The 19,931-nt window shown below is 44.7% G+C and carries 18 protein-coding genes; 6 read left to right on the top strand and 12 right to left on the bottom strand.

The window, feature by feature from the left end; all coding sequences use genetic code 11:
- Positions 1-70: 70 nt before the first annotated feature.
- Together NDI35_RS19775 and NDI35_RS19770 are read right to left on the bottom strand one after the other, a co-directional pair.
- A complete protein-coding gene (locus NDI35_RS19775) occupies positions 71-232 on the bottom strand; it encodes a hypothetical protein (RefSeq protein WP_246276752.1) in 162 nt (53 codons plus the stop codon).
- A 7-nt stretch (positions 233-239) separates the two neighbouring features.
- Positions 240-1,238 carry a hypothetical protein gene (locus tag NDI35_RS19770; RefSeq protein WP_445314219.1) on the bottom strand — a complete coding sequence of 333 codons (999 nt, stop codon included), beginning with the start codon at positions 1,236-1,238 and terminating at the stop codon, positions 240-242.
- Between the two features lie 367 nt (positions 1,239-1,605).
- Between NDI35_RS19770 and NDI35_RS19765 the strand changes: the two genes are divergently transcribed.
- The gene (locus tag NDI35_RS19765) at positions 1,606-1,872 is read left to right on the top strand and encodes a helix-turn-helix domain-containing protein (RefSeq protein WP_190661131.1); all 267 of its coding nucleotides are present in this window, start codon (positions 1,606-1,608) and stop codon (positions 1,870-1,872) included.
- 140 nt (positions 1,873-2,012) lie between these two features.
- On the opposite strand, the gene NDI35_RS19760 is transcribed toward NDI35_RS19765, so the two are convergent.
- From NDI35_RS19760 to NDI35_RS19750, 3 genes are all read right to left on the bottom strand, one after another.
- A complete protein-coding gene (locus NDI35_RS19760; protein ID WP_445314218.1) occupies positions 2,013-2,678 on the bottom strand; it encodes a sulfotransferase family protein in 666 nt (221 codons plus the stop codon).
- A 316-nt stretch (positions 2,679-2,994) separates the two neighbouring features.
- Positions 2,995-3,408 (bottom strand): alternative ribosome rescue aminoacyl-tRNA hydrolase ArfB, encoded by a 414-nt coding sequence (arfB, locus tag NDI35_RS19755; RefSeq protein WP_015176289.1) that lies wholly within the window; start codon positions 3,406-3,408, stop codon positions 2,995-2,997.
- Between the two features lie 72 nt (positions 3,409-3,480).
- Positions 3,481-3,951, bottom strand: a complete 471-nt coding sequence (locus NDI35_RS19750; protein WP_445314217.1) for a restriction endonuclease — start codon at positions 3,949-3,951, stop codon at positions 3,481-3,483.
- 358 nt (positions 3,952-4,309) lie between these two features.
- On the opposite strand from NDI35_RS19750, the gene NDI35_RS19745 reads away from it, so the two are divergent.
- Positions 4,310-5,788, top strand: a complete 1,479-nt coding sequence (locus NDI35_RS19745) for an alpha-amylase (protein WP_445314216.1) — start codon at positions 4,310-4,312, stop codon at positions 5,786-5,788.
- A 66-nt stretch (positions 5,789-5,854) separates the two neighbouring features.
- Here NDI35_RS19745 and gnd read toward each other — a convergent pair whose 3' ends face one another.
- The gene (gene gnd, locus NDI35_RS19740) at positions 5,855-7,309 is read right to left on the bottom strand and encodes a decarboxylating NADP(+)-dependent phosphogluconate dehydrogenase (protein ID WP_445314215.1); all 1,455 of its coding nucleotides are present in this window, start codon (positions 7,307-7,309) and stop codon (positions 5,855-5,857) included.
- Between the two features lie 293 nt (positions 7,310-7,602).
- On the opposite strand from gnd, the gene NDI35_RS19735 reads away from it, so the two are divergent.
- Positions 7,603-8,025: a hypothetical protein gene (locus NDI35_RS19735; protein WP_445314214.1), complete on the top strand. Its 423-nt coding sequence runs from the start codon at positions 7,603-7,605 to the stop codon at positions 8,023-8,025.
- A gap of 212 nt (positions 8,026-8,237) precedes the next feature.
- Here NDI35_RS19735 and NDI35_RS19730 read toward each other — a convergent pair whose 3' ends face one another.
- From NDI35_RS19730 to NDI35_RS19710, 5 genes are all read right to left on the bottom strand, one after another.
- The gene (locus tag NDI35_RS19730) at positions 8,238-8,834 is read right to left on the bottom strand and encodes a Uma2 family endonuclease (protein ID WP_445314213.1); all 597 of its coding nucleotides are present in this window, start codon (positions 8,832-8,834) and stop codon (positions 8,238-8,240) included.
- A 611-nt stretch (positions 8,835-9,445) separates the two neighbouring features.
- Positions 9,446-11,311 carry an ABC transporter ATP-binding protein gene (locus tag NDI35_RS19725; protein WP_445314212.1) on the bottom strand — a complete coding sequence of 622 codons (1,866 nt, stop codon included), beginning with the start codon at positions 11,309-11,311 and terminating at the stop codon, positions 9,446-9,448.
- Between the two features lie 106 nt (positions 11,312-11,417).
- Entirely contained in the window at positions 11,418-12,029 is a 612-nt protein-coding gene (locus NDI35_RS19720) for a hypothetical protein (RefSeq protein WP_445314211.1), read from the bottom strand.
- The gene (locus tag NDI35_RS19715) at positions 12,026-13,174 is read right to left on the bottom strand and encodes an AAA family ATPase (protein ID WP_445314210.1); all 1,149 of its coding nucleotides are present in this window, start codon (positions 13,172-13,174) and stop codon (positions 12,026-12,028) included. Before NDI35_RS19715 ends, NDI35_RS19720 begins: the two co-directional genes overlap by 4 nt.
- 288 nt (positions 13,175-13,462) lie before the next feature.
- Positions 13,463-15,799 (bottom strand): glycoside hydrolase family 31 protein, encoded by a 2,337-nt coding sequence (locus NDI35_RS19710; protein ID WP_445314209.1) that lies wholly within the window; start codon positions 15,797-15,799, stop codon positions 13,463-13,465.
- A gap of 375 nt (positions 15,800-16,174) precedes the next feature.
- On the opposite strand from NDI35_RS19710, the gene NDI35_RS19705 reads away from it, so the two are divergent.
- From NDI35_RS19705 to NDI35_RS19695, 3 genes are read left to right on the top strand one after another with little or no spacing between them, the layout of a single operon-like run.
- Positions 16,175-17,323, top strand: coding sequence for a PP2C family protein-serine/threonine phosphatase (locus tag NDI35_RS19705; RefSeq protein WP_445314208.1), 1,149 nt, complete (start codon positions 16,175-16,177; stop codon positions 17,321-17,323).
- Between the two features lie 5 nt (positions 17,324-17,328).
- On the top strand, positions 17,329-18,399 hold the full coding sequence (locus tag NDI35_RS19700; RefSeq protein ID WP_445314207.1) for a serine/threonine protein kinase: 1,071 nt from the start codon (positions 17,329-17,331) through the stop codon (positions 18,397-18,399).
- Positions 18,396-19,490 (top strand): serine/threonine-protein kinase, encoded by a 1,095-nt coding sequence (locus tag NDI35_RS19695; RefSeq protein ID WP_445314206.1) that lies wholly within the window; start codon positions 18,396-18,398, stop codon positions 19,488-19,490. Before NDI35_RS19700 ends, NDI35_RS19695 begins: the two co-directional genes overlap by 4 nt.
- A gap of 9 nt (positions 19,491-19,499) precedes the next feature.
- On the opposite strand, the gene NDI35_RS19690 is transcribed toward NDI35_RS19695, so the two are convergent.
- Positions 19,500-19,595: a DUF433 domain-containing protein gene (locus NDI35_RS19690; protein WP_445314288.1), complete on the bottom strand. Its 96-nt coding sequence runs from the start codon at positions 19,593-19,595 to the stop codon at positions 19,500-19,502.
- Between the last annotated feature and the right edge of the window lie 336 nt (positions 19,596-19,931).

The following is a 19,931-nucleotide window of genomic DNA, read 5'->3' as shown; positions in this document are numbered from 1 at the left end:
CCAAATCATCTCAAATCCGATCGCCAGTCCATCTCAGGACACGGCGCGGTGCCGTGTCCTTAGCCGTAACTTATCGGCGACAGCCTTCGGCGATCGCCCTTAACACCGCTAGTCGTACTTCTGGATGAGATTTCTCAAGCCCGTTAGCCCGAAAAATCCAGTGTCCGCCGCCCGCGTGCTCGATCGCAATTTTCTGTCCATCAGGCAAAACTATTTGCCACCAATTCAACACAGTGGCTTTAATAAGGTGGCACTGAATTTCGTTCAGTTGAACCTCCATTAATTTCAGTTGACGCATGATTGGATTTTGGGCAGATGACTTCATGATTTTTCTCATTAAATGAATTCGACTGTTTCTCGGCTTTGATTTCACTTTGCCGATTTTTGAACTTAACTTCACCTTCCGAAGTTTTCGCCTTAACTTCCTTTTCCGAAGTTTTCGCATTAACTTCCTTTTTAGCACCTTTAGGCTCAACTTTGACTCCAAAACCTTTAGACTTAACTTTGCCGGGGGCAGAAGTTGAAGCCTGTCCCGTTGCCGGCTTCTTAAACTCCGCGTCTAATTGGTCTAAAATCTCCTCTTGTTCGGGAGTATGTTCCGCTGGCTGCTCTAAATTTCTGGGATTGTATTCGCCAACCAACCTTGCCAAAAATTCCGAAATTGACAGTCCGGCTGCGGCTGCTTTTTTCGTTAAAAGGGCGTAGGTGTCGGTTTTAATGCGAATTTGTTTGAGCCGGAGGTTGGGATTGTTGTCAACTGTTTCGGCAATAGTTACTGCGGTAATCCTTTCTTTTGGTATGACATCGACAACTTCTTGCCACTTTTCCTGTAAACGACAGTCGCCATATTGGTCGGTAATTGCGTGTTTGAACAAAGGGACAACTTGAGCAACGCAGCTAGGCAAAATCTCAAATCCTGCTTTAATTAAGCGCAGGCAAATGCTCGCAGCTTTGATAATTTGCGTGCAGTAAAAATACTGTCTCCCTAATGCTTGTTCGCAGTAAGTTTTAAAAGTTTTGAACTTGTCTTTGTACAATCGCAGTTTTCGGATCGCGTCCAGCATGATTCCTTGCCGCACGTAGTCTAGGAATCCCCTTTTAATTTCGCCTGTCAGGTAGTCTAAATCGTGAAAGGGAGATTGATTCTGGATTTCTTCTTCAAAGTCTAGCAGCGGGCCTGCAAAGTGAAAGTTGGAGGCGACATCGCCTAGGTAGAAGTTGTCAATTGATGTGGGCATGATCGGGAATGGTTCGAGAAATGGCACGATAGCACGGAAGTTGTGCGATCGCAAAGGAGAAGTTTTGGTCTGGATCTTTGATACAATTTTGAGTTGTGTTGTCCTGTAAGGTCGATCGACCTTTTACATGGCATCATCTCCTCGGCGTTGAGGAAAAGAGGCTTGAGGTATGCGCCCTTGCCCCAAAAAAACGCTTGAATATGCAGGCACGATTGATAGACACGAAAAATAAGGCGGTTCTTCAAACCTGCATTTTGACCTTGGAGGCTCGCGCTCGCCGCCCTTTGTCATGTCACCTTTGTCTCATTATGAGATGTCAATTTAATTTTGTCAAGTATGACATCTCAATCTGAGATTTTACGATCCAATGTCATCAAGAAAAGAACGAAGACAGGAGGGCAATTCACCATTGGAAGCCCTAAGACTCCACAAAACCGACTTATCACAAGATGAGTTCGCTTTTAAATGTGGGATTCCCCGCGCCACCTATCACAGATGGATATCTGGAGCAACAGAACCCAAATTTTCTCTCGAACAGTTGAAAGCAATTTGCCGAGAACTACAAATAGAAAAAATAGATGAACTTCCAGAGAGTTTTGGCCCTAAGAAGCAATCCAACCAAACCAACAGTTAAAAAATTACTGCTGATACAATTTTGAATCAGGCTGTGAGGTCGATCGACTTTAACCCGACCAGGATCGAACCTACCCTTGGAAGGGGGGGAGAGGTAGATTGTAATAATGATTAATCTTTAATGGGGCAGGAACTTCAATGCTAGTAAAGCTCTTTTGATGCCTGTTGAAATGTGGCGCGATCGTTGAGATGTGGAAAAGGCTTGTCAGGAGGAACAGATACGCCAAGGAAGTGACACAAGGGTTCCCAACCCTCCTTCACTTGGTAAACTAACAGCCGCTCTGGTGGAACCAAACGTTTGACTTCTTCAATGTGTTGATTGAAAATTCCGAGCGCGTAGGGCTTATCCTCAAATTTCCCTTGAAAATCCTTCACCCAAACATCTTTATCTGCCATGCGAAAGATGCGAACTAGACTCCGCAGCTTTGGAGAAAACGGGAGCGATAAAGCCATCTTTAGCTTCTCCCAACCTTTTGGCCCTGCTTGGTAGATGGTTTTCAAGGTACTCTCATACCAACTATCTGCATCTCGAATACTCAACAGAACTTTAGCATCAGGATAGTGCTGCATAAGTTGACTATAGTAACGATAACCTGGGTAATCTACTATTGCTTGGTAGCCATCAAACAAAGCATCCCAATTGACAGGTTTTCCTTGAGTGGCATCCTCCCAGAACTTTACATCAGAAGGGTGTGTTAGAAGTTCTGCCATGTGGTAGCATTTACTAAAACCGAGTTCTTCTAAAGCAGCTTTGAGAGATAGCGTTCCCGTTCGTCCAAAACCTGCACCAATCACCTTAATTGCCATAAATTCCTCAAGATTCTGCTTCGATTAAAAGTCGAAGCCCACTGCCTTAATTGTAGATCAGGCGATCGCGCAACAGTTCTGGTACTAGGCTATAGATTTTCCCCCCTAGGTGTAGCGACCTGCAATACTAAACGCTCTATCCCTGCAATGCTGCGATTTCTGAGGATGGATTAATTGCAACTGAAATTACAGTTCAGCCAGGATTAACTGCAACACAAACCCAGGACTAACTGCAACCGAGCCTGCAATCATCCATTTCGACCGAAATTAGCTGCAACTGATCGATGTCTAGAGGCTGACAATGACCTTTCATCGCTCAATCCGTAATTTTCGCTCTCAGAGCTTTAATCTGCCCTCGCTTGGTTTTGCTGTCGAGACGCTTGCGCTGGGAACTACGAGTTGCTTTGCTGGGTTTGCGCCTTTTCGGTATGACGATCGCACTTTTAATCAGTTCTTGCAGCCGTCTCAAAGCCTCTTCCCGGTTTTGTTCCTGGCTGCGGTGTTCCTGGGCTTTGATGACAATCACACCTTCGGAGGTGATGCGCTGATCGTTGATTTGCAACAAACGCTGCTTGTAGCGATCGGGCAATGAGGAAGCTGGGATATCAAAGCGCAAGTGAATCGCACTCGCCACCTTATTTACATTTTGCCCCCCCGCGCCTTGAGAGCGAATCGCACTAATCTCGATTTCGCGATCGTCCAGGAACACTGTGTTAGAAATTTGTAGCATGATTCATCAGTGAGATTAAAGATACCGGGAAAGCAGTGCATCTTTTATATATAACTTACTTTGGTAGATAAGTTATTTACAATTCTTAGCTGTCAGGATGAATTCGATGAGTTTTTTTCTATCCCATAACTCTACCTCGTTAGATTTAGCAAGTTTGCAAGCATTTTCTGTAAATCTGTTGTTGGTGATTACTAGGCCTTTATTGCCTTTGTAATGTCTGACTGCTCCTGCTACTTCTTGAACAGCTTTAATCCCAACTGGATTTTTGCTTCTTTTTGCTTGAACCACGGTTTTTAATCCATTTTTGTATAAAATTAAATCCGCCCCATAATCTTGACTATCTTGAGTTAAAGTAACAGTACAACCAAAATTTATAAAATGAACCTCTAGAAATTTTTCAAACTCTTTTCCCGTCATTTCATCCACTTCCATAATACCACTGTCTAATAAACGCTTTTTTTCCTCTTCTTCTTTCAATGTATCCAATACCGATGTCGCAATCACACCCACAACGGCAGCGGCTCTTACAATAAAAGATTTCATAAAATTACATTTTTTTAAAAGGAGTAGTTATGATGGTAGCAGATTTGCTCAGTATAGTTATCTACTAAGATCACAAGTAAGATCACAAGTAAGATCACAAGCACATTGTGATCTTACTTACTGATTCTTTTAGATTCCTGATCTTAGACTGGGGCTTTTTGTCTGCACTCAAGTTCAAGTATGGTTCAAAGAGTCAGGCGAAAGTCAAGGAATTTTATAGTTTAGAACTGTAACAAAACTTTAATCACACCCCAGCCGTAGGTTTAGCAAAAATTACGGCGGGTACAGTGACAATTGGCAATGCTGTAGCCTAAGATCGGTTTAAATTGTCAGTATCATCTCAAGGCAAGGGTGCAAAATGGCAGATATTAACGGCACGATGATGCAATATTTCCACTGGTACATTCCCGATCGAGGAACCCTGTGGGATGAGGTGAAAAACCAAGCGAAAGAATTGGCGGATGCGGGTTTTACGGCACTGTGGCTGCCCCCAGCTTACAAAGGAATTGGCGGGCAAAGCGACGTTGGATATGGGGTGTACGACTTATTTGATTTGGGAGAATTCGACCAAAAAGGTTCAATTCGCACCAAGTATGGTACTAAGCAGCAATATTTAGATGCGATCGCAGCCCTGCACAAATCTCAGATTCAAGTTTATGCCGATGTAGTTATCAACCACAAAATGGGTGCAGATGCAGCAGAGATATTTAAGGCAACTCCTTATCCTCAAAACAATCGGCTAAATCCCAAAGGTGGATTGCAAGAAATCAAAAGCTACACCCATTTTAACTTTCCCGGACGCCAAGGTAAATATTCCCAATTTGAATGGCACTGGTGGCATTTTGACGCAGTAGACTACAACGAGTACAATAAAGACGATCGCGGTACAGTCTATTTGGTAGAAGGGAGAGTTTTTGATGACTATGTTGCCCTAGAAAATGGCAATTTTGCATATTTAATGGGGTGCGATCTGGATTTCCAGGATCAATGGGTACGAGATGAAATTACACGCTGGGGTAAGTGGTATCTCGACACAACAGGTGCCGACGGTTTCCGTTTAGATGCCATCAAGCACATATCGTCTTGGTTTTTTGTGGAATGGTTGGATGAAATGGAGCGATATGTCGGCAAAGATTTGTTTGTTGTAGGTGAGTATTGGGCACCAAATATCGATATCCTGCACTGGTATGTCGGTTCAGTTAAGGGCAAAATGTCAGTTTTTGATGTGCCGCTGCATTACAACTTTCATTACGCCAGCCAACAGGGCGGTAACTACGATATGCGGCGCATCTTAGACGGTACAATGATGCAGCAGCAACCGACTCATGCAGTAACCTTTGTCGAAAACCATGATTCCCAACCGCTGCAAGCACTTGAATCTGTGGTAGAACCCTGGTTTAAACCTCTTGCTTATGCGATTATTCTATTGCGAAAAGAAGGTTATCCCTGCGTTTTCTACGGCGATTATTACGGTGCAGAATATGAAGATTGGGGGCGTGATGGCAATCGGTATAAGATTGTTCTGCCCTCTCATCGATCGCTAATTGACAAGTTTCTCCATGCTCGCAAACACTTCGCCTACGGCCCTCAATATGACTATTTCGATCATTGGAATACCATTGGCTGGACGAGATTGGGCAATCGGAAACATCCACAGGCAATGGCAGTAATTATGAGTGACGGCCCGGAGGGTTTCAAGTGGATGGAAGTTGGTAAACCTCATGCTAAGTTTGTGGATTTAACAGGGCATATTAAGGAACCTGTTTCTACTAACGAGTGGGGTTGGGGCGAGTTTCGCTGTGAAGGCGGTTCAGTATCCGTGTGGGTTCAGGAATAAGATCGGTTGGCAGTAATATCATTGTTTATTTGTAAGGTGCGCCGAAACGCACCCTACAAAAATTAATTAGTCCGTACTACCAGTTTGCAGCGACTCTTTAGCAGTCTGCGTCCACTCTGAGTGGAAGAATTCGCCGCGCGGTTTGTCGGTGCGTTCGTAGGTGTGAGCCCCGAAATAATCACGCTGAGCTTGCGTGAGGTTTTGCGGCAATCTTTCGCGCCGGTAGCTGTCGAAATAGTCCAGCGAGGCGCTAAATGCTGGCACTGCAATCCCCAGTTGGCAAGCAGTAGCTAACACGTCTCGCCAAGCTGATTGGCGATCGAGAATGCTCTGTTTGAACTCCGGCGCTAACAGCAAATTCGGCAACGTGGGGTCGTCTTTGAAAGCTGTTTTAATCTTATCCAAAAATCCAGCCCGAATAATACAGCCACCCTTCCAAATTCGGGAAATTTCGCTCAAACTCAAGTCATAGTTGTACGACTTCGAGGCCGCGCTCAAAAGTGCCATACCTTGCGCGTAGGAGCAAATCTTCGAGCAGTAAAGCGCATCCCGGACTTTGTTCACAAACTCTTTAGTATCGCCTTCGTACTTGCCGCTAGGCCCCGTCAGTTCTTGGGAAGCTTTGATGCGCTCGTCTTTGTAAGAAGACATGATTCTGGCATTCACAGCAGCGATAATTGTGGGAATGCTCACGCCCAATTCCAAAGCACTCATAACAGTCCAGCGGCCGGTACCTTTCTGACCGGCTGCGTCCATAATTACCTCAACTAAGGGTTGCTTAGTTTCCGGGTCGTTGTACTTGAAAATGTTAGCCGTAATTTCAATCAAAAACGAGTTGAGTTCGTCTGTGGTATTCCATTCGGCAAAAACTTCCTGCAACTGCTTGCCGTCCAATCCACCAACGTTTTTGAGCAAATCGTAGGCTTCAGCAATGAGCTGCATATCCCCGTACTCAATGCCGTTGTGAACCATCTTCACGTAATGGCCGGCGCCACCGGGGCCGATGAATGTGACGCAGGGGCCGTCATCTACTTGAGCCGCAATTTTGGTGAGAATTGGCTCTAGTAGACCGTAAGCAGTGCGGGTGCCACCGGGCATCAAGCTAGCACCATTCAGCGCGCCTTCTTCGCCGCCGCTGATGCCCATGCCGACAAATCCCAGCCCCATCGATTCTAAATCTTTGGTGCGGCGTTCGGTGTCGTCGTAGAGCGAGTTACCGCCGTCAATAATCATGTCGCCCGGTGACAGCATGGGTTTGAGCTGGTCGATGACCGCATCTACGGGTTTCCCAGCTTGCACCATGACTAAGATTCGGCGTGGGGTTTCTAGGGCATCGACGAATTCTGTCAGAGTCTTGGTGCCTACAATGTTCTTGCCGGGGGCGCGTAGGGCCATAAAGTCGTCGGTTTTGGCTGCTGTGCGGTTGTACACAGCCACGGAGAAGCCTCTGCTTTCGACGTTGAGCGCTAGGTTTTCGCCCATCACCGCTAGACCGATTAAACCAAAATTTTGCTTTGTCATGCTAATAACCCGCTGGTTGTTCCCGCTTGAGGATTGATTTGCGAGAGAGGAAAGCGAGGCGGGGTGTAGCGCTTTCCGGTGGACTAAAAGTATTGGACAATAGACCTAGGAGGTTTAGGTTTATTTTTATATTCTCAGAATTGCTGTTTGGTAAATCAGTAGGGTTTTTTTAAGATTTAAGGGGTATTAATGACGCGGGCAGGTGATGATAAGGCAGGTATTATGTCGATCGCAGTAACGGTAGCTACAAACAAGCGGACATTTTGAGGAAAATTGAGGAGACTGTTTTAACTATGGAAGATTTGCAGTATCTCGCGGCCTGGGTGAAGGAGCAACACGCTCGCGAGTATATTTTGACTTGGCTGCTGAGTCAACAGGGGCTGTGGTGGTCTGATGGGGATATTTATCAGGCCGTTTTGCAAAAGTCGGGAAAGCTTTTGAAAGCTTATGTTCAAAAAAGGCAAGCGGGAGAGTTATTTGAGGGAATTTCTGAGAAGTTGGTGGGAGATGATAATTGGGATGATTTGGTGCTGAGTTTAGGGCGAATAGTGGCTGTTTATCAAGAGGAATTGCTGAAGCTGCAAGAGCGCGATCGCCGGGGTGATGGGCTAAAAAAAAATTTGAATAGTAACCCATTGACTGGAGATCCTTTGCCGCTTTTGGAGGTGCAGCAAGCTTTGCCCGATCCTTATGCGGATACGTTGACGGGAAGATAATTTGCGATCGGCTTTTCGGAGGCACAAGAATCTCAGAAACCGGGTTTCTTCCTATATCTCTCGTACTCAACCAGAAATTGTCGCAGAAATCCGGTTTCTCGCCACGCAGTGAATCCCAAAAACCGGGTTTCTTCCTATATCTTCGTACTCAACCAAAAATTGTCGCAGAAACCCGGTTTCTCGCCAGCCAACTAAAGAAAATGGATAGAGATTCAAGGATTGAGAATGGGTGTAATATCTAGAAGAAATCCGGGAAGTACATCTTCACCCGAAAGTGTAGGCGGTTGGTCAAAAGAGAAATTAATAACTTCTGCTACCTCTTCAGACAAGCGATAGATTTCTACTAAAGGCGTTTGGGGGTCAATTAGCCAACCTAAGCGACAGCCGTTAGTTTGATAATACCGCATTTTAGCCCGCAATGTTTCTAGGGAATCAGTTTGCGATCGCAATTCTATTACAAAGTCCGGGCACAGGGGAGGAAATTTGCGCTTATCTTCTGCGGATAATGCTTCCCAACGTTCTAGGAGTACCCAAGCAGCATCAGGGGAACGCTTCGCACCGTTGGGTAATTGAAAGACAGTGGAAGAGTCAAAGACTTTTCCCAATCGAGTCTGACGATTCCACAAATTTAGGTCTGTAGTCAAATCCGAATTTCTGATGCCGCTTTCGCCGCCTGTTGGAGGCATAATAATTAGTTCTCCTTCGGGGGTTTGTTCTAATCGCCACTCTTCATTAGCGATGGACAATTGATAAAATTGTTCGTCGGTTAAAGCTACGGCGGCAGGTAGGTTGAGAGTTATAGTTTCCATCGTTGATATTATCGCCAACTAGGTTGGTTTTATTATAGCTCGCACTTTCTGACAATTTTCTCAAAAAGATCGCATTCAACAGTAAAACAGGTATCTCTGCTTTACCTCGAAGGCTAGATCCCCCTAAATCCCCCTTAAGAATGGGGACTTTGAATCGAACTTTTGTCCCCTCGTTAAGAAGCGGGAATTTGTATTTGACTTTTGTCCCCCCCTTTTTAAGGGGGGCTAGGGGGGATCGAGACTTTGCCACAAAACAAATGAGATTAATCTATCATAAATCTATCTCGCACAATCATCCCAGGAACCGGGTTTCTTCCGATATTTCTCGTACTCAACAGAAAATAGTCGCAGAAACTCGGTTTCTCGCCACCTAACGAGAGAAATTAGATCGCAAATCCGCGATAATTTATCACAATCACCCGCGCCAAATTCCCCACGCTAACCCACAATTCCGCCGGGGGTTTAAAACCCCCGTCTCATAGCAAAAGTCCTCTCAAAGAGGACTGAAAGACACATTTTTGAACAAGCATTGCAATATCTCCCCAGTCGGTTTCAACCGACTTTCGCTATGAGACAGGGGTTTTAAACCCTGGCGGACTGTTTATTTAACTCTAAATATAACTGCTAGCTTGACGGGTGAACATTGAGCAGTAAATTCCGTTTGATGCTATCAATTCGTCGTGAGTTCCTATTTCTGCTATTTTACCGTTTTCCATGACGGCGATACGATCGGCTATTTTTGCTAAGCCTAATCTGTGACTGATGACTATTGTTGTTTTTCCGGCGGCTATTTGGCGGAAGATGCTGTAAATTTCGTGTTCTGTCTTGGGGTCTAGGGCGGCGGTTGGTTCGTCAAAAATGAGCACTTCGGCTGTAGAAAGCCGCATTAAGGCGCGGGCGATCGCAATTCTTTGCCACTGTCCCCCCGATAAGTCTATGCCGTCCTCTAATTGTTTCCCCAACGGAGTCTCTAAACCTGCGGCAAGACTATTGACTTTGGCGCTAATTCCTGCTTCGGAAATAGCTTCATTAATTGCGGTGTCATCTGACAGTGAAAGCAAGTCACCGAAACCGACGTTTTCGCGGACTGTGGAGGGGAAACGGGCGTAATCTTGCATGACGACGGCGATGCGCGATCGCACGTATGCTAGAGGGTACGATCGCAAATCTTTGCCGTTCCAGGCGATCGTCCCACTTGTCGGGTCGTACAGGCGGCCGAGGAGTTTGCCAAGGGTTGTTTTACCCGCGCCATTTTCACCAACAAGCACTAGCATTTCACCCGGATTAATCGTTAAGTTGATATCTTCAACCGTGCTTTTATTGCTACCGGGATAGCAAAAAGATAAATGCTTAATCTCAATGCCAATTTTATCTTTTGTGGGGGGGGAATCTTGCCCGCCATCTGGTAAAGTAGGCAGGCGAGACGCCACATCCACAAGCGGAGACTGCAATTCTGGCTTGAGTTCCAAAAGTTGAAAAATCGGACTAACGCCGAGGGAAATATCGTACAAATTAGCATAATTGCCTATAAGTAATTGCAAACTTTGCTCCACCTGAACAATCAAACCAGAATACAGCGCCAAATCTCCCAAAGTATAGCGACCACCCAAAGCTCCCATTACCACATAAACAAATGGCAAAGCTACTCCGATTCTACTAAACACTGACCACAAAAGTAAAACAATTGCTCCTTTTTTTCGGATTTGCTGCATCTCGCTAAAAAACTGCAAAAACTGATCCTGCCAGCGTTTGAGCCAAAGTTCCTGCAACCCAAACAAACGCAATTCTTTAGCGTATTCTTCCCCCGTCAACACTCTAGCGGATAAGTTCATTTCACGAGTTATTTTAGCTTGCTTTCTTTGAACTCTCCAGATGATTTTGCTATATTTTCTTTGGATGTAAATTGAGGGGCAGGATGAAATCAACATCAGCACTGGCACCCACCAAGCTATCGCAGCAGCAAGGCCTATCGATGGAATAAATATAAAAATTCCGGTGACAGTCATGCTGATGGTAAAGGCTAGTTGCTGTATTTTGAATACTCCCGTTTTGGCTAGTTCTACTATATTTAATAGTTCGGGGTTTTCAAAGAGGGCAATATCGTCGAAATTGGCGACTTTTTCGATGACTTTTCCTTCGACAAAGCCTTGAACGCGATCGCGCAAAGATGTCGAGACAAAAGAGCCCATTGTGTCTAGGGCATCGCCGACTAACCTGAGACTTAAGACTCCGGCAATACTCCACAGCAATATTGGCCGGGAAAGCATCAAAGCAAAGGGCTGTGCTGTTTGGGTTTGCGATAGCAACCTAGATACTTCATCAATGATTAATTTATCTAAAAAAAGCACGGCAGATGGGGCAGCACCGCCGATGATGTTGAGTATTATTAAATTTCGGAGTTCTATTGGTGCGGCTTTGATTATCAGGCCCAGGCTGCGCCACAAAGCTTGAAATGTGGTAATTTGGATGGCTTGCATAGTTGGTGGGTAGGTGTCGGGTCTACTCATCCCCGGACGGTATATTATAACAGTAGTTATTAACTGTTTGCCAAGCATAGACAGGGCGCAGTATTGGTATTTCTCCTCAATTTTCCCAGGTTGGTTGAAAATTTATGAGTGCATTCATAGCTCGTTCCAAACTGGGGGAATTAGTCTGTGCTGACGCCACCTGCCAACTTTTATTGACAAACTCGATCAGTTGACCGTTGTAGTCTTTACCAATTTTAGCCGTACTATTAGGAGGGGGGACGATCGCCTCCCGCAGATTTCGCTTTTTTGACTTTTTAGCCAAATTGATTAAAAGCTGCTTGGGGTCAGGAATTCGATCTGCGTCGCCAGGAATCAAGTCTACTGAAATACCCAGAAATTGGGCAAAGCCCGCTCGATGTGCAAGTAACCACGCTTCCACTTCTTTAACAGCAATCCGAAACAGCAGATTAGGATGTTTTGGTTGAGTTAACCACTCCGAAATAATTACTAACGGGCATTCTGCATTATCCAAATCAGTTAATACTAAGTATGGCATTCCCTTGGCCGCATAGTTTAACCCTGAAATAATCTTTTTAATTTTGCCATATCCTCTCTGATTCAAGCACTGTCCCACTGAAAAGGGACGTTGAGACTGTTTGAGCATTTGTTTAAGAACTGCTTCACTCAGTGCATCCTCAAACACTAGATTGATGGGAATATCAGTCATTTGAATAAACTCAGTTTTTCAATCGCGGGTGGCGCTGTGAGAGGAAGTGCAGCATCAGCTATGCTTAAACCTCCTTCTAATAGCATTTTGATTTGTTCATTACTTGAAGCAAGTTTTACCTGAGTTCCTTCAGGAGTCGGTGTCATTAGCAGCACCTCTTCGCCGCCAATGCCTTTGTCTGAGAGCAAATCAGCACTATGGGTACTGAGAATAACCTGTCGCTTTTTCGGGCGCTGAAGGCGATAAATCAGAGAGGGTAGATTGCTAACAATCGCCGAATTTAAGGAAAGTTCTGGTTCTTCTAGTAACAATAATGAATCTGATTCTAACAGTGACCAGAGTAAACCAATTAACCGTAACGTTCCGTCAGAAAATTGGTCTTCCCGTTGTTTTCCTGCTCGGGGCCGCCAATGTTCGTAAACAGCTTCCAAATGCGGAACTCCCATCACATCTTTGGTATCTGTGAGGTTTTTCAATTGTGGGACAGCCAGCTTTAAAGCATCTTCAATCTTTTTTAATCGCGATTTTCTGGTTTTATCGGGAGTTTTAGCAACTCGCTCTAAAAAAGTTCTCCCAAAAGGATCTTCGGAAAGTCCAGGGGTAGCAAAAGCTTCGGGATGGCGAACTAGCTGAGGAATTAAATGTAAATATAAAATCGATTCTAAAAATTTAGAAATTACTCTAAATTCTCCATTGGTATTAATTTGCTCTAAATAAGTCTGGGTGAGACGTAGCTCATCGTTGTCATCTTCTTGAGTAGGGCGATTGACAATTTGCTCCTCGCCTTTCCAAACTCGTTCGTAGGCAACAATCGGCTCATTTTTTCCCCCTTTTCTCTGTTTAATTCCCAGCCCATACCTCCATAATGGCGGTTGGGCATTAGATTCGGAAAGGTGAATTTCTATTTCTACATCTGGATAACGGCGCGCATAAAGACTGCGAATTTTTGATACGCCACCTCGATCGCTCACTGCTTTCTGCAATCCGCCTCCTGCTTTAGCCAGATCCCGCAAAAAGCGCAATGAATCGAGAAAGTTTGACTTACCACAAGCATTAGGGCCTACCACAAAAACGCGATCGCGCAAATCAACATTCACTGACTGAAAATTGCGCCAATTTTTCAGAGCTATATGGGAGATAATCATACTGATAAAATTTCCGTTGTTCTTGTAATACTTTAAAATTATTTCGGTCTTCAGGGGAAACACTATCCTCAAAACCTTTACTTTACAATTTATCCAACCCCTTTGCCTAATTTTTTGGATATTTTTTTGGGAGTTCTATAACCCGTTAACATCTTTGCTACCCTAGAAATGAATTTTATCTAGCCACAAAGGAATCACAGACGATCGCCCTTTCCATCTCAAACTCTACCAGATCGAGCGATCGCCCTGAATGAATCCCACCATAGCATAAACCGCTTTATGCCAAAGTTATCCAAATGTCAAACGCCGCACCGTACCGTCATCTGTAAATCGCTGTTCCCCAACACCAACAACTTCCACAATAACTTCGCGTTCTGATATCAAAAATTGACCCTCGCGCGCGGCAATTTCAACGATGATTTTTTCCCCTTCCAAATACACCTTGTAATTAGTCGTTGCCCAGACACCTTTTTCATGTTCAAAACTGTGTCCGTCGTCCTCATAAAGCGTCCATTCACCGCTTCCGGGCCAAATTCGCATTTTTAATGACTCAAGCGGTTCTTCGCTCACAAATTGCCTCACAGGTGCGATCGCAATTATGCCCCCACCCCGCACGTAAAGCGGCATTTTCTCCAAAGGTGCATGGGCTAAAATGTGCATCGGGCCCTGATAGCATTCACCCGTCCACCAATCGTACCAAGTCCCCTCCGGCAAATACACGGCGCGGTGTTCAACTCCCGGCCGGTAAACAGGTGCAGCCATCAGCGACGGGCCGAGTAATACTTGATCGTAAAGGTGATAAGTTGCCCGATCGCGCGGAAATTGATATAGTAACGGTCGCAAAATCGGTGTTCCCGTCGTTGCAGCTTCCCAAAACAACGTGTAAATGTAAGGCAACAACTGATAGCGCAAATTCATGTATTCGCGGCAAATCTTCTCAGTGCGATCGCCAAAAACCCACGGTTCGTGTTGGGCCGTATTTATCGCCGAATGACCGCGCATCAAGGGATACAGCATTCCCACCTGCATCCACCGCGCGAACAATTCAGCGGTTGCATTCTCCGCAAAACCCCCGATGTCGCAACCGACAAACGCCACGCCGGAAAGCCCCATATTGCAAAGCATCGGTAGCGACATTTCTAAGTATTCCCACTGCGATAGATTGTCGCCCATCCATACCGAGGAGTAACGCTGAATTCCCGCAAAACCCGATCGCGTCAGCACAAAAGATCGCTCGCCCGATCGCACTTTTTGCAACCCTTCCGAACAAGCTTTCGCCATCATCAACCCATACAAATTGTGCGTTTCCGCGTGAGTGGCGCCCTCAGATTCCGGGCCTTGCGGTGCATCCAGCGGAAACCAGACGTGTTGGTGACCGTCGCCAAAAGGCCGTTCTGCGATCGAAGGTTCGTTCATGTCGTTCCAAATCCCCGCAACGCCCATATCTGTAAGGTTTTTGTGCAATTCGCCCCACCACTGACGCACCTCCGGCCGCAGGAAGTCGGGAAAAACCGCTTTTTCCGGCCAAACGTAACCGTGGAATAGCCTTCCCTCTGCGGTGCGGACGAAATAGTCATTTTCCACACCCTGATCGAATACTTCATAATCTCCTTCCGGTTCGTACTTGACACCGGGATCGACAATCGTGACAACCTTAAAACCGGCTGCTTTCAAGTCTGCGATCAGTTTCGCGGGATCGGGGAAACGCTTCGGGCTCCAGGTAAAAATGCGGTAGCCGTTCATATAGTCGATGTCGAGGTGGATGACATCGCAAGGAATCGCCCGATCGCGAAATTGCTTCGCCAACTCCCGCACAACGTCCTCGGAGTCGTAGCTCCAGCGGCATTGGTGGTATCCCAGCGCCCATTTTGGCGGAAGTGGCATCCGGCCGGTTAACTGCGTGTAGGTAGCGAGAATTTGGGCGGGTTCCGGGCCGTAAATAATGTAGTAATCGAGTTCCGGGCCTCTGGTTTCCATCCGCAAAACTCCCGGTTGTTCGGCGCCGATGTCGAATCGACTCCAAAATGTAGTGTTGAAAAAGATGCCGTAAGCGCGATCGGGATTCAGGGCGATGTAAAATGGGATCGCCTGGTACATTTCATCGCTGAGGGAATTGTAGTCAAGCGCGTCTATTGTCCAGTTTGTCTTGACTTGGGAGAGTTTGTCGAGAAAGCCGGTGCGTTCCCCAAAACCGTAGAAGTGTTCGTCTGCTTCGATGCGTTTCCAGCCAGCCGTTGCGCCGGTGCGCCATCCCATACTAGGATCGCAGTCGCTAGCAAAGGGTTTTCCCGATTTGTCAAAGCATTCGATGGAAGCGCGATCGCGCTTGACTGAAATCGTTATTTCTGCTGTTTCAATTTCTATTTTTTCGTCTGTTTCTCGCACTTCAAATGGTATAATTTCCCACTCTTCGTCAGGGACAGTTATTGATTGCGATCGGCTTTTGAATTCACCTGTCGGGGACATTCGCACTCTGATTAAATTCGGCGCGAGGATGCTGAGGTTTAGGGAAGTTTCGCCGCAATTAAAGTGAAAGGTGCGATCGGTTTTATTTATGGATTCTACCGAACCGATTGTTGACCAAGGCTGTTCAGTAATTTGGAGTTTTCCGAAGTATTGTGGCATATACGATTTTAGGTTTCCGTTCCTAACTATAATGCCAGTCGAGGGCGAAAGCTCGCTCTCTCTTAGGTTAGAAGCAATAAAGCGCGATCGGCTCCGGGTTCAGCTTCTCAGTTTGCTAAAATTATTTCAAAAGCTTATGCAAGCGGGTCTACAGAATGAAGCTAGACATAGAAAAGCTGTTTGCGGTAGCTGACAGCCATATTCGGTAAATTATACCGCAGTTGTGATATAATTTACTCAATGACTGAGGTAAACTTTGGCTAAAAAACAATCGGAGTAGAGTTTAACACGCAAAATATGTAGAAGGTTATTTCCGAAACACACTACGATCGGAATTGCGTTGAGTAAAATAAATTAGGTAGTTGAGTATTTTGGATGGTGCAAGATATGGCGGAAAGTCAATTCTATAAGCAGCTCCAAGAAGGAATCTCCAGATGGTTAAAGTTTGGAGAAAAATCTGGATTTACAGAATTAGAGTCTGCAACAGTTGTATTAAGTAGCGTTTTAGGAAAACGGTCAGAGAATCAAGACCGCGCAATTTTTCTGAGAGTAAAGTTTGAAAAATCCCGCAAACCTTCTATTGCAGCACTCGTACTTTGTGATGGGATGGGGGGTATGGTCAAGGGTGGGGAGTGTGCAAATGTAGCAATAAGTACATTTGCTGCATCCTTGGTACATAGCAATGCCTCTACGTTGATCAAGAAACTCGAAGTTGGTATACAGGACGCTAACGAGGCTGTTTATAACGCTTTCCAAGGAAAAGGGGGAGCAACTTTGTCAGCAGTAATCTGTAATGAAACGAAAGATTGGGCCGCAGTAAACGTAGGAGATAGTCGAATTTATTGCGTACTCAATAGCGGTGTAGTAGAGCAACTTACGATTGACGATACATTGGAAAAAGAACTTGCAAGTTTAAATCTTCCTTCTCCCCCGCCTGAATTTAGGCAATTATTGCAGTACGTTGGTATGGGAGAAGGCATTGAGCCGCGACGTGTTGAATTAAAACCCTCTTCTGATATGAAATGGTTGCTTATTACGTCGGATGGTGCTCACGGCATTCCTGAGAACATATTTCATTCATTAGTAAGCTACGCAGAAAGTCCCAGAGAAGTTGTTTCTAGACTGACCGCTCTTTCAGAATGGTTGGGTGGCAAGGATAATTCTACAGTAGCGGCTTTAACTATTGGAAAAGATTTATTTTCAATAAATGAAGAATCGGATTTAAGTTATCTTGAAATTTGGAGTATCCCCGGAAAAATAGAATTTTTTAGTATTAAAGCTCCACAAACTGATGCTCTTCCAGATAAATCCTTAAATACTCCAGATGCCAGCGCCTCGGGAGTTGAGGAACCTCTTAAACAAGAAAAAATCCCACAGCAGAAAAAGCAACCAAAGAAAAAGAATCAAGACAATGCTCAAAAGATAGAGTTCACTGGTGTAAACAGTAACAAAACTAATGGCGATAAACGTGAAGTTGACAAGCCAGTACCCCAACTAAATATTGAGTTTTCTGAGGAGAATTAGTTGTTATGTCAAGTGGCATCCCGTCTCGTTATGTTCCGACAGAAAAAGTGCTTATCGGTGGAATGGGAGAAGTTTTGGTCTGTCAAGATACGAATCTTGACAGGAAAGTTGCCATTAAGTTCATTCAAGATGTTAGACATCAGCGCCGACTCTTTGATGAGCTAACTGCATTACAAAAAATACGTTCTAAGCATGTCGTTCAAATCTTTGATGTTTTCCTAAATGAAGCTGATAGACGAGTTGGGATCGTCCAGGAATATGTTTCTGGTGATGACTTACAATCTTTTGCCGATCGGAGTTCCTTCTCGATAGATGAATATCTGAAGGTTCTCTATCAGATATCCTCGGGAATCAGTGATATTCATGCCCAAGGCTTAATTCATAGAGATATTAAGCCTAACAATATGAAGTTTGACCAGGCAAATATTATTAAGATATTTGATTTCGGTTTAGCTAGGTTTTTAGGTAAAGACGACTCAACTTTGGGATTCGTTGGAACTGAGGGTTTTGCAGCTCCTGAATTATATAGAGCGGGATTGGTTTCGTTTACAAATGCTGTTGATACCTATGCTTTTGGTATTACTGCCTGGTATCTCTCTGGGGAGGAAATCCCAAAAGCTCTGTTAAAAAAGCCACCTCATCTTGCCACTATTCCAAGTTTTTCTTCTATTCCTTTGGGGATTCCTGATGCTATTGTCAAATTACTCGATCGCACCCTAACTGAAGATGCAACTGAGAGACCTGCAATGTCAGAAATTAAGGATATTCTTGGTAATTATCTTCTGCATGGCAAACATCGTGGACTACTTGTATACAGAGACAAGACATATACGCTGGAAACAATCAATCAGCGCGTAAAACTGGATGTTACCAATTATGGTTCTATCCACATTAAGTATGACGGCTTTAACTTCTTAGTTGATGCAGTGAATGGCTCAGTTTTTGTCAATAATCAGCTAGTAGAAAAAGGTCAAGCTCTTCCTAAAAGTTGCGTCATCACACTAGAAGATAACTCGGGTGGAGGGAAGAGATTATTTATGACTTTTGACATATCTAACCCAGAGGTGGTTTTATGACAGGAAATCAAATTCATAATATCGGCGATCTAGTAGATAAGCGTTATGAGATCCTTCGCTTTGTCGGTGAAGGCGGGATGCAGGAAGTCTATTGTGCAAGAGATTTAGTGCTTGGCAGAGAAATTGCTCTTAAATTGCCTAAGAATTTCTCAGCAAAAAAGAGGTTTCAGCGAAGTGCTGTGGTCAGTGCAAAAGTGAATCATCCAAATGTAGCAAAAACATTAGACTATCTTGAAACTGACTCATCGCCTTATTTAGTAGAAGAGTTTATTGCAGGAAAAGATCTTAAAGAAGGGTTATTACAGCAATTAGGTATCGTCGATCCATATCTCACTGCTAAGATTCTTCATTACTTAGCTAAGGGTGTTGCAGCTTCGCATAATGCAGGTGTTATTCATCGAGATCTGAAGCCAAGTAATGTGATGTTTTCAGGCGATTTCAATCTATCAGAGATTAAAATCACAGACTTCGGTATAGCTAAGATGGCTGAGGAAGAGATTGTAAATGGTGTTAAGGACGAATCTTCAATAAGTGCTTCCGCTACAGTCATGGGAGCCTTGCCATACATGGCACCTGAGATGATTGAAGAAGCTAGCAAGGCAGGTAAGCCATCAGATATATGGGCGGTTGGAGCCATGATTTATGAATTAATGAGCGGTCAAAAACCCTTTGGTTTTGGATTAGCTGCGGTTCGCACTATCCTTGCAGCTATTCCACCCCAAAAACCCGCTTATATTGATAAAAATCTACAGTTTCAGTCCCTGGGCAATGAGTTGTATACACTAATCCTTGAATGTTTGAATAAGAATCCAGACGATCGCCCTACTGCCGATGAGCTAGTACAACGGTGTGAAAAACTTTGCTATCCAGTTGTTGAGCGTCAAATTGGCATATGTAAAAATTTACATCCAAATTATGATTGGGGAAATATTCAAAGTGATGATGGAGAGACTATCTTCTTCCATTTTGATAGTGTGTATGGCAAGAAACCAAGTGTCGGGAGTCGTGTCTGTTTTTCTGCATTTCCAGGTTCACCACATCCACGTGCTCATCCTGTTGTCTTAATCGAGGGTGTAAATACAAATCCATGAAATGTGAATCTAACAACTACGTTGCAGCGAACCGCGTTCGAGCATCGATGCTACCCGGCGAACAGTGAGGCGAGTATTTGGGAAAACGGTTTCTCCTCCCATGATATTTGAGTGAGTAACTAAACGCTTTTGCCAATCTTTGAAGCGTGGAATTGTGTCCGACAGTTCACTGGCGAGAGCGCTTTACGGAAATTAATATTTCTGCAGTTTCAGTTCCTATCTTTTCCTCGGTTTCTCGCACTTCAAATGGTATAATTTCCCACTCTTCGTCCGAGAGGGTTATTGAGTACGATCGGCTTTCTACCCCCCTTGCCCCCCCTTAGTAAGGCTGACAGGTGTAGGTTTTTTACAACGAACGAGGTAATATGGAACCCATTTGAGATATTTTGACACTCGGTCGCACCAGGGCGCTCGACTGATGACGGGCGCTCGGCTGATGGC

Origin of the sequence: Microcoleus vaginatus FACHB-2002 (assembly GCF_040004035.1) — a bacterium.
Taxonomy (GTDB): domain Bacteria; phylum Cyanobacteriota; class Cyanobacteriia; order Cyanobacteriales; family Microcoleaceae; genus Microcoleus; species Microcoleus vaginatus_C.
Note: the sequence above shows the minus strand (reverse complement) of the source record. Positions and strands in the feature narration are given on the sequence as shown.

What these genes read in the sequence shown, in the direction of transcription:
- NDI35_RS19770 (WP_445314219.1), bottom strand. Translation starts at nt 1,238, where the DNA reads ATGCCCACATCAATTGACAACTTCTACCTAGGCGATGTCGCCTCCAAC.
- NDI35_RS19765 (WP_190661131.1), top strand. Translation starts at nt 1,606, where the DNA reads ATGTCATCAAGAAAAGAACGAAGACAGGAGGGCAATTCACCATTGGAA.
- NDI35_RS19760 (WP_445314218.1), bottom strand. Translation starts at nt 2,678, where the DNA reads ATGGCAATTAAGGTGATTGGTGCAGGTTTTGGACGAACGGGAACGCTA.
- arfB (WP_015176289.1), bottom strand. Translation starts at nt 3,408, where the DNA reads ATGCTACAAATTTCTAACACAGTGTTCCTGGACGATCGCGAAATCGAG.
- NDI35_RS19750 (WP_445314217.1), bottom strand. Translation starts at nt 3,951, where the DNA reads ATGAAATCTTTTATTGTAAGAGCCGCTGCCGTTGTGGGTGTGATTGCG.
- NDI35_RS19745 (WP_445314216.1), top strand. Translation starts at nt 4,310, where the DNA reads ATGGCAGATATTAACGGCACGATGATGCAATATTTCCACTGGTACATT.
- gnd (WP_445314215.1), bottom strand. Translation starts at nt 7,309, where the DNA reads ATGACAAAGCAAAATTTTGGTTTAATCGGTCTAGCGGTGATGGGCGAA.
- NDI35_RS19735 (WP_445314214.1), top strand. Translation starts at nt 7,603, where the DNA reads ATGGAAGATTTGCAGTATCTCGCGGCCTGGGTGAAGGAGCAACACGCT.
- NDI35_RS19730 (WP_445314213.1), bottom strand. Translation starts at nt 8,834, where the DNA reads ATGGAAACTATAACTCTCAACCTACCTGCCGCCGTAGCTTTAACCGAC.
- NDI35_RS19725 (WP_445314212.1), bottom strand. Translation starts at nt 11,311, where the DNA reads ATGCAAGCCATCCAAATTACCACATTTCAAGCTTTGTGGCGCAGCCTG.
- NDI35_RS19720 (WP_445314211.1), bottom strand. Translation starts at nt 12,029, where the DNA reads ATGACTGATATTCCCATCAATCTAGTGTTTGAGGATGCACTGAGTGAA.
- NDI35_RS19715 (WP_445314210.1), bottom strand. Translation starts at nt 13,174, where the DNA reads ATGATTATCTCCCATATAGCTCTGAAAAATTGGCGCAATTTTCAGTCA.
- NDI35_RS19710 (WP_445314209.1), bottom strand. Translation starts at nt 15,799, where the DNA reads ATGCCACAATACTTCGGAAAACTCCAAATTACTGAACAGCCTTGGTCA.
- NDI35_RS19705 (WP_445314208.1), top strand. Translation starts at nt 16,175, where the DNA reads ATGGTGCAAGATATGGCGGAAAGTCAATTCTATAAGCAGCTCCAAGAA.
- NDI35_RS19700 (WP_445314207.1), top strand. Translation starts at nt 17,329, where the DNA reads ATGTCAAGTGGCATCCCGTCTCGTTATGTTCCGACAGAAAAAGTGCTT.
- NDI35_RS19695 (WP_445314206.1), top strand. Translation starts at nt 18,396, where the DNA reads ATGACAGGAAATCAAATTCATAATATCGGCGATCTAGTAGATAAGCGT.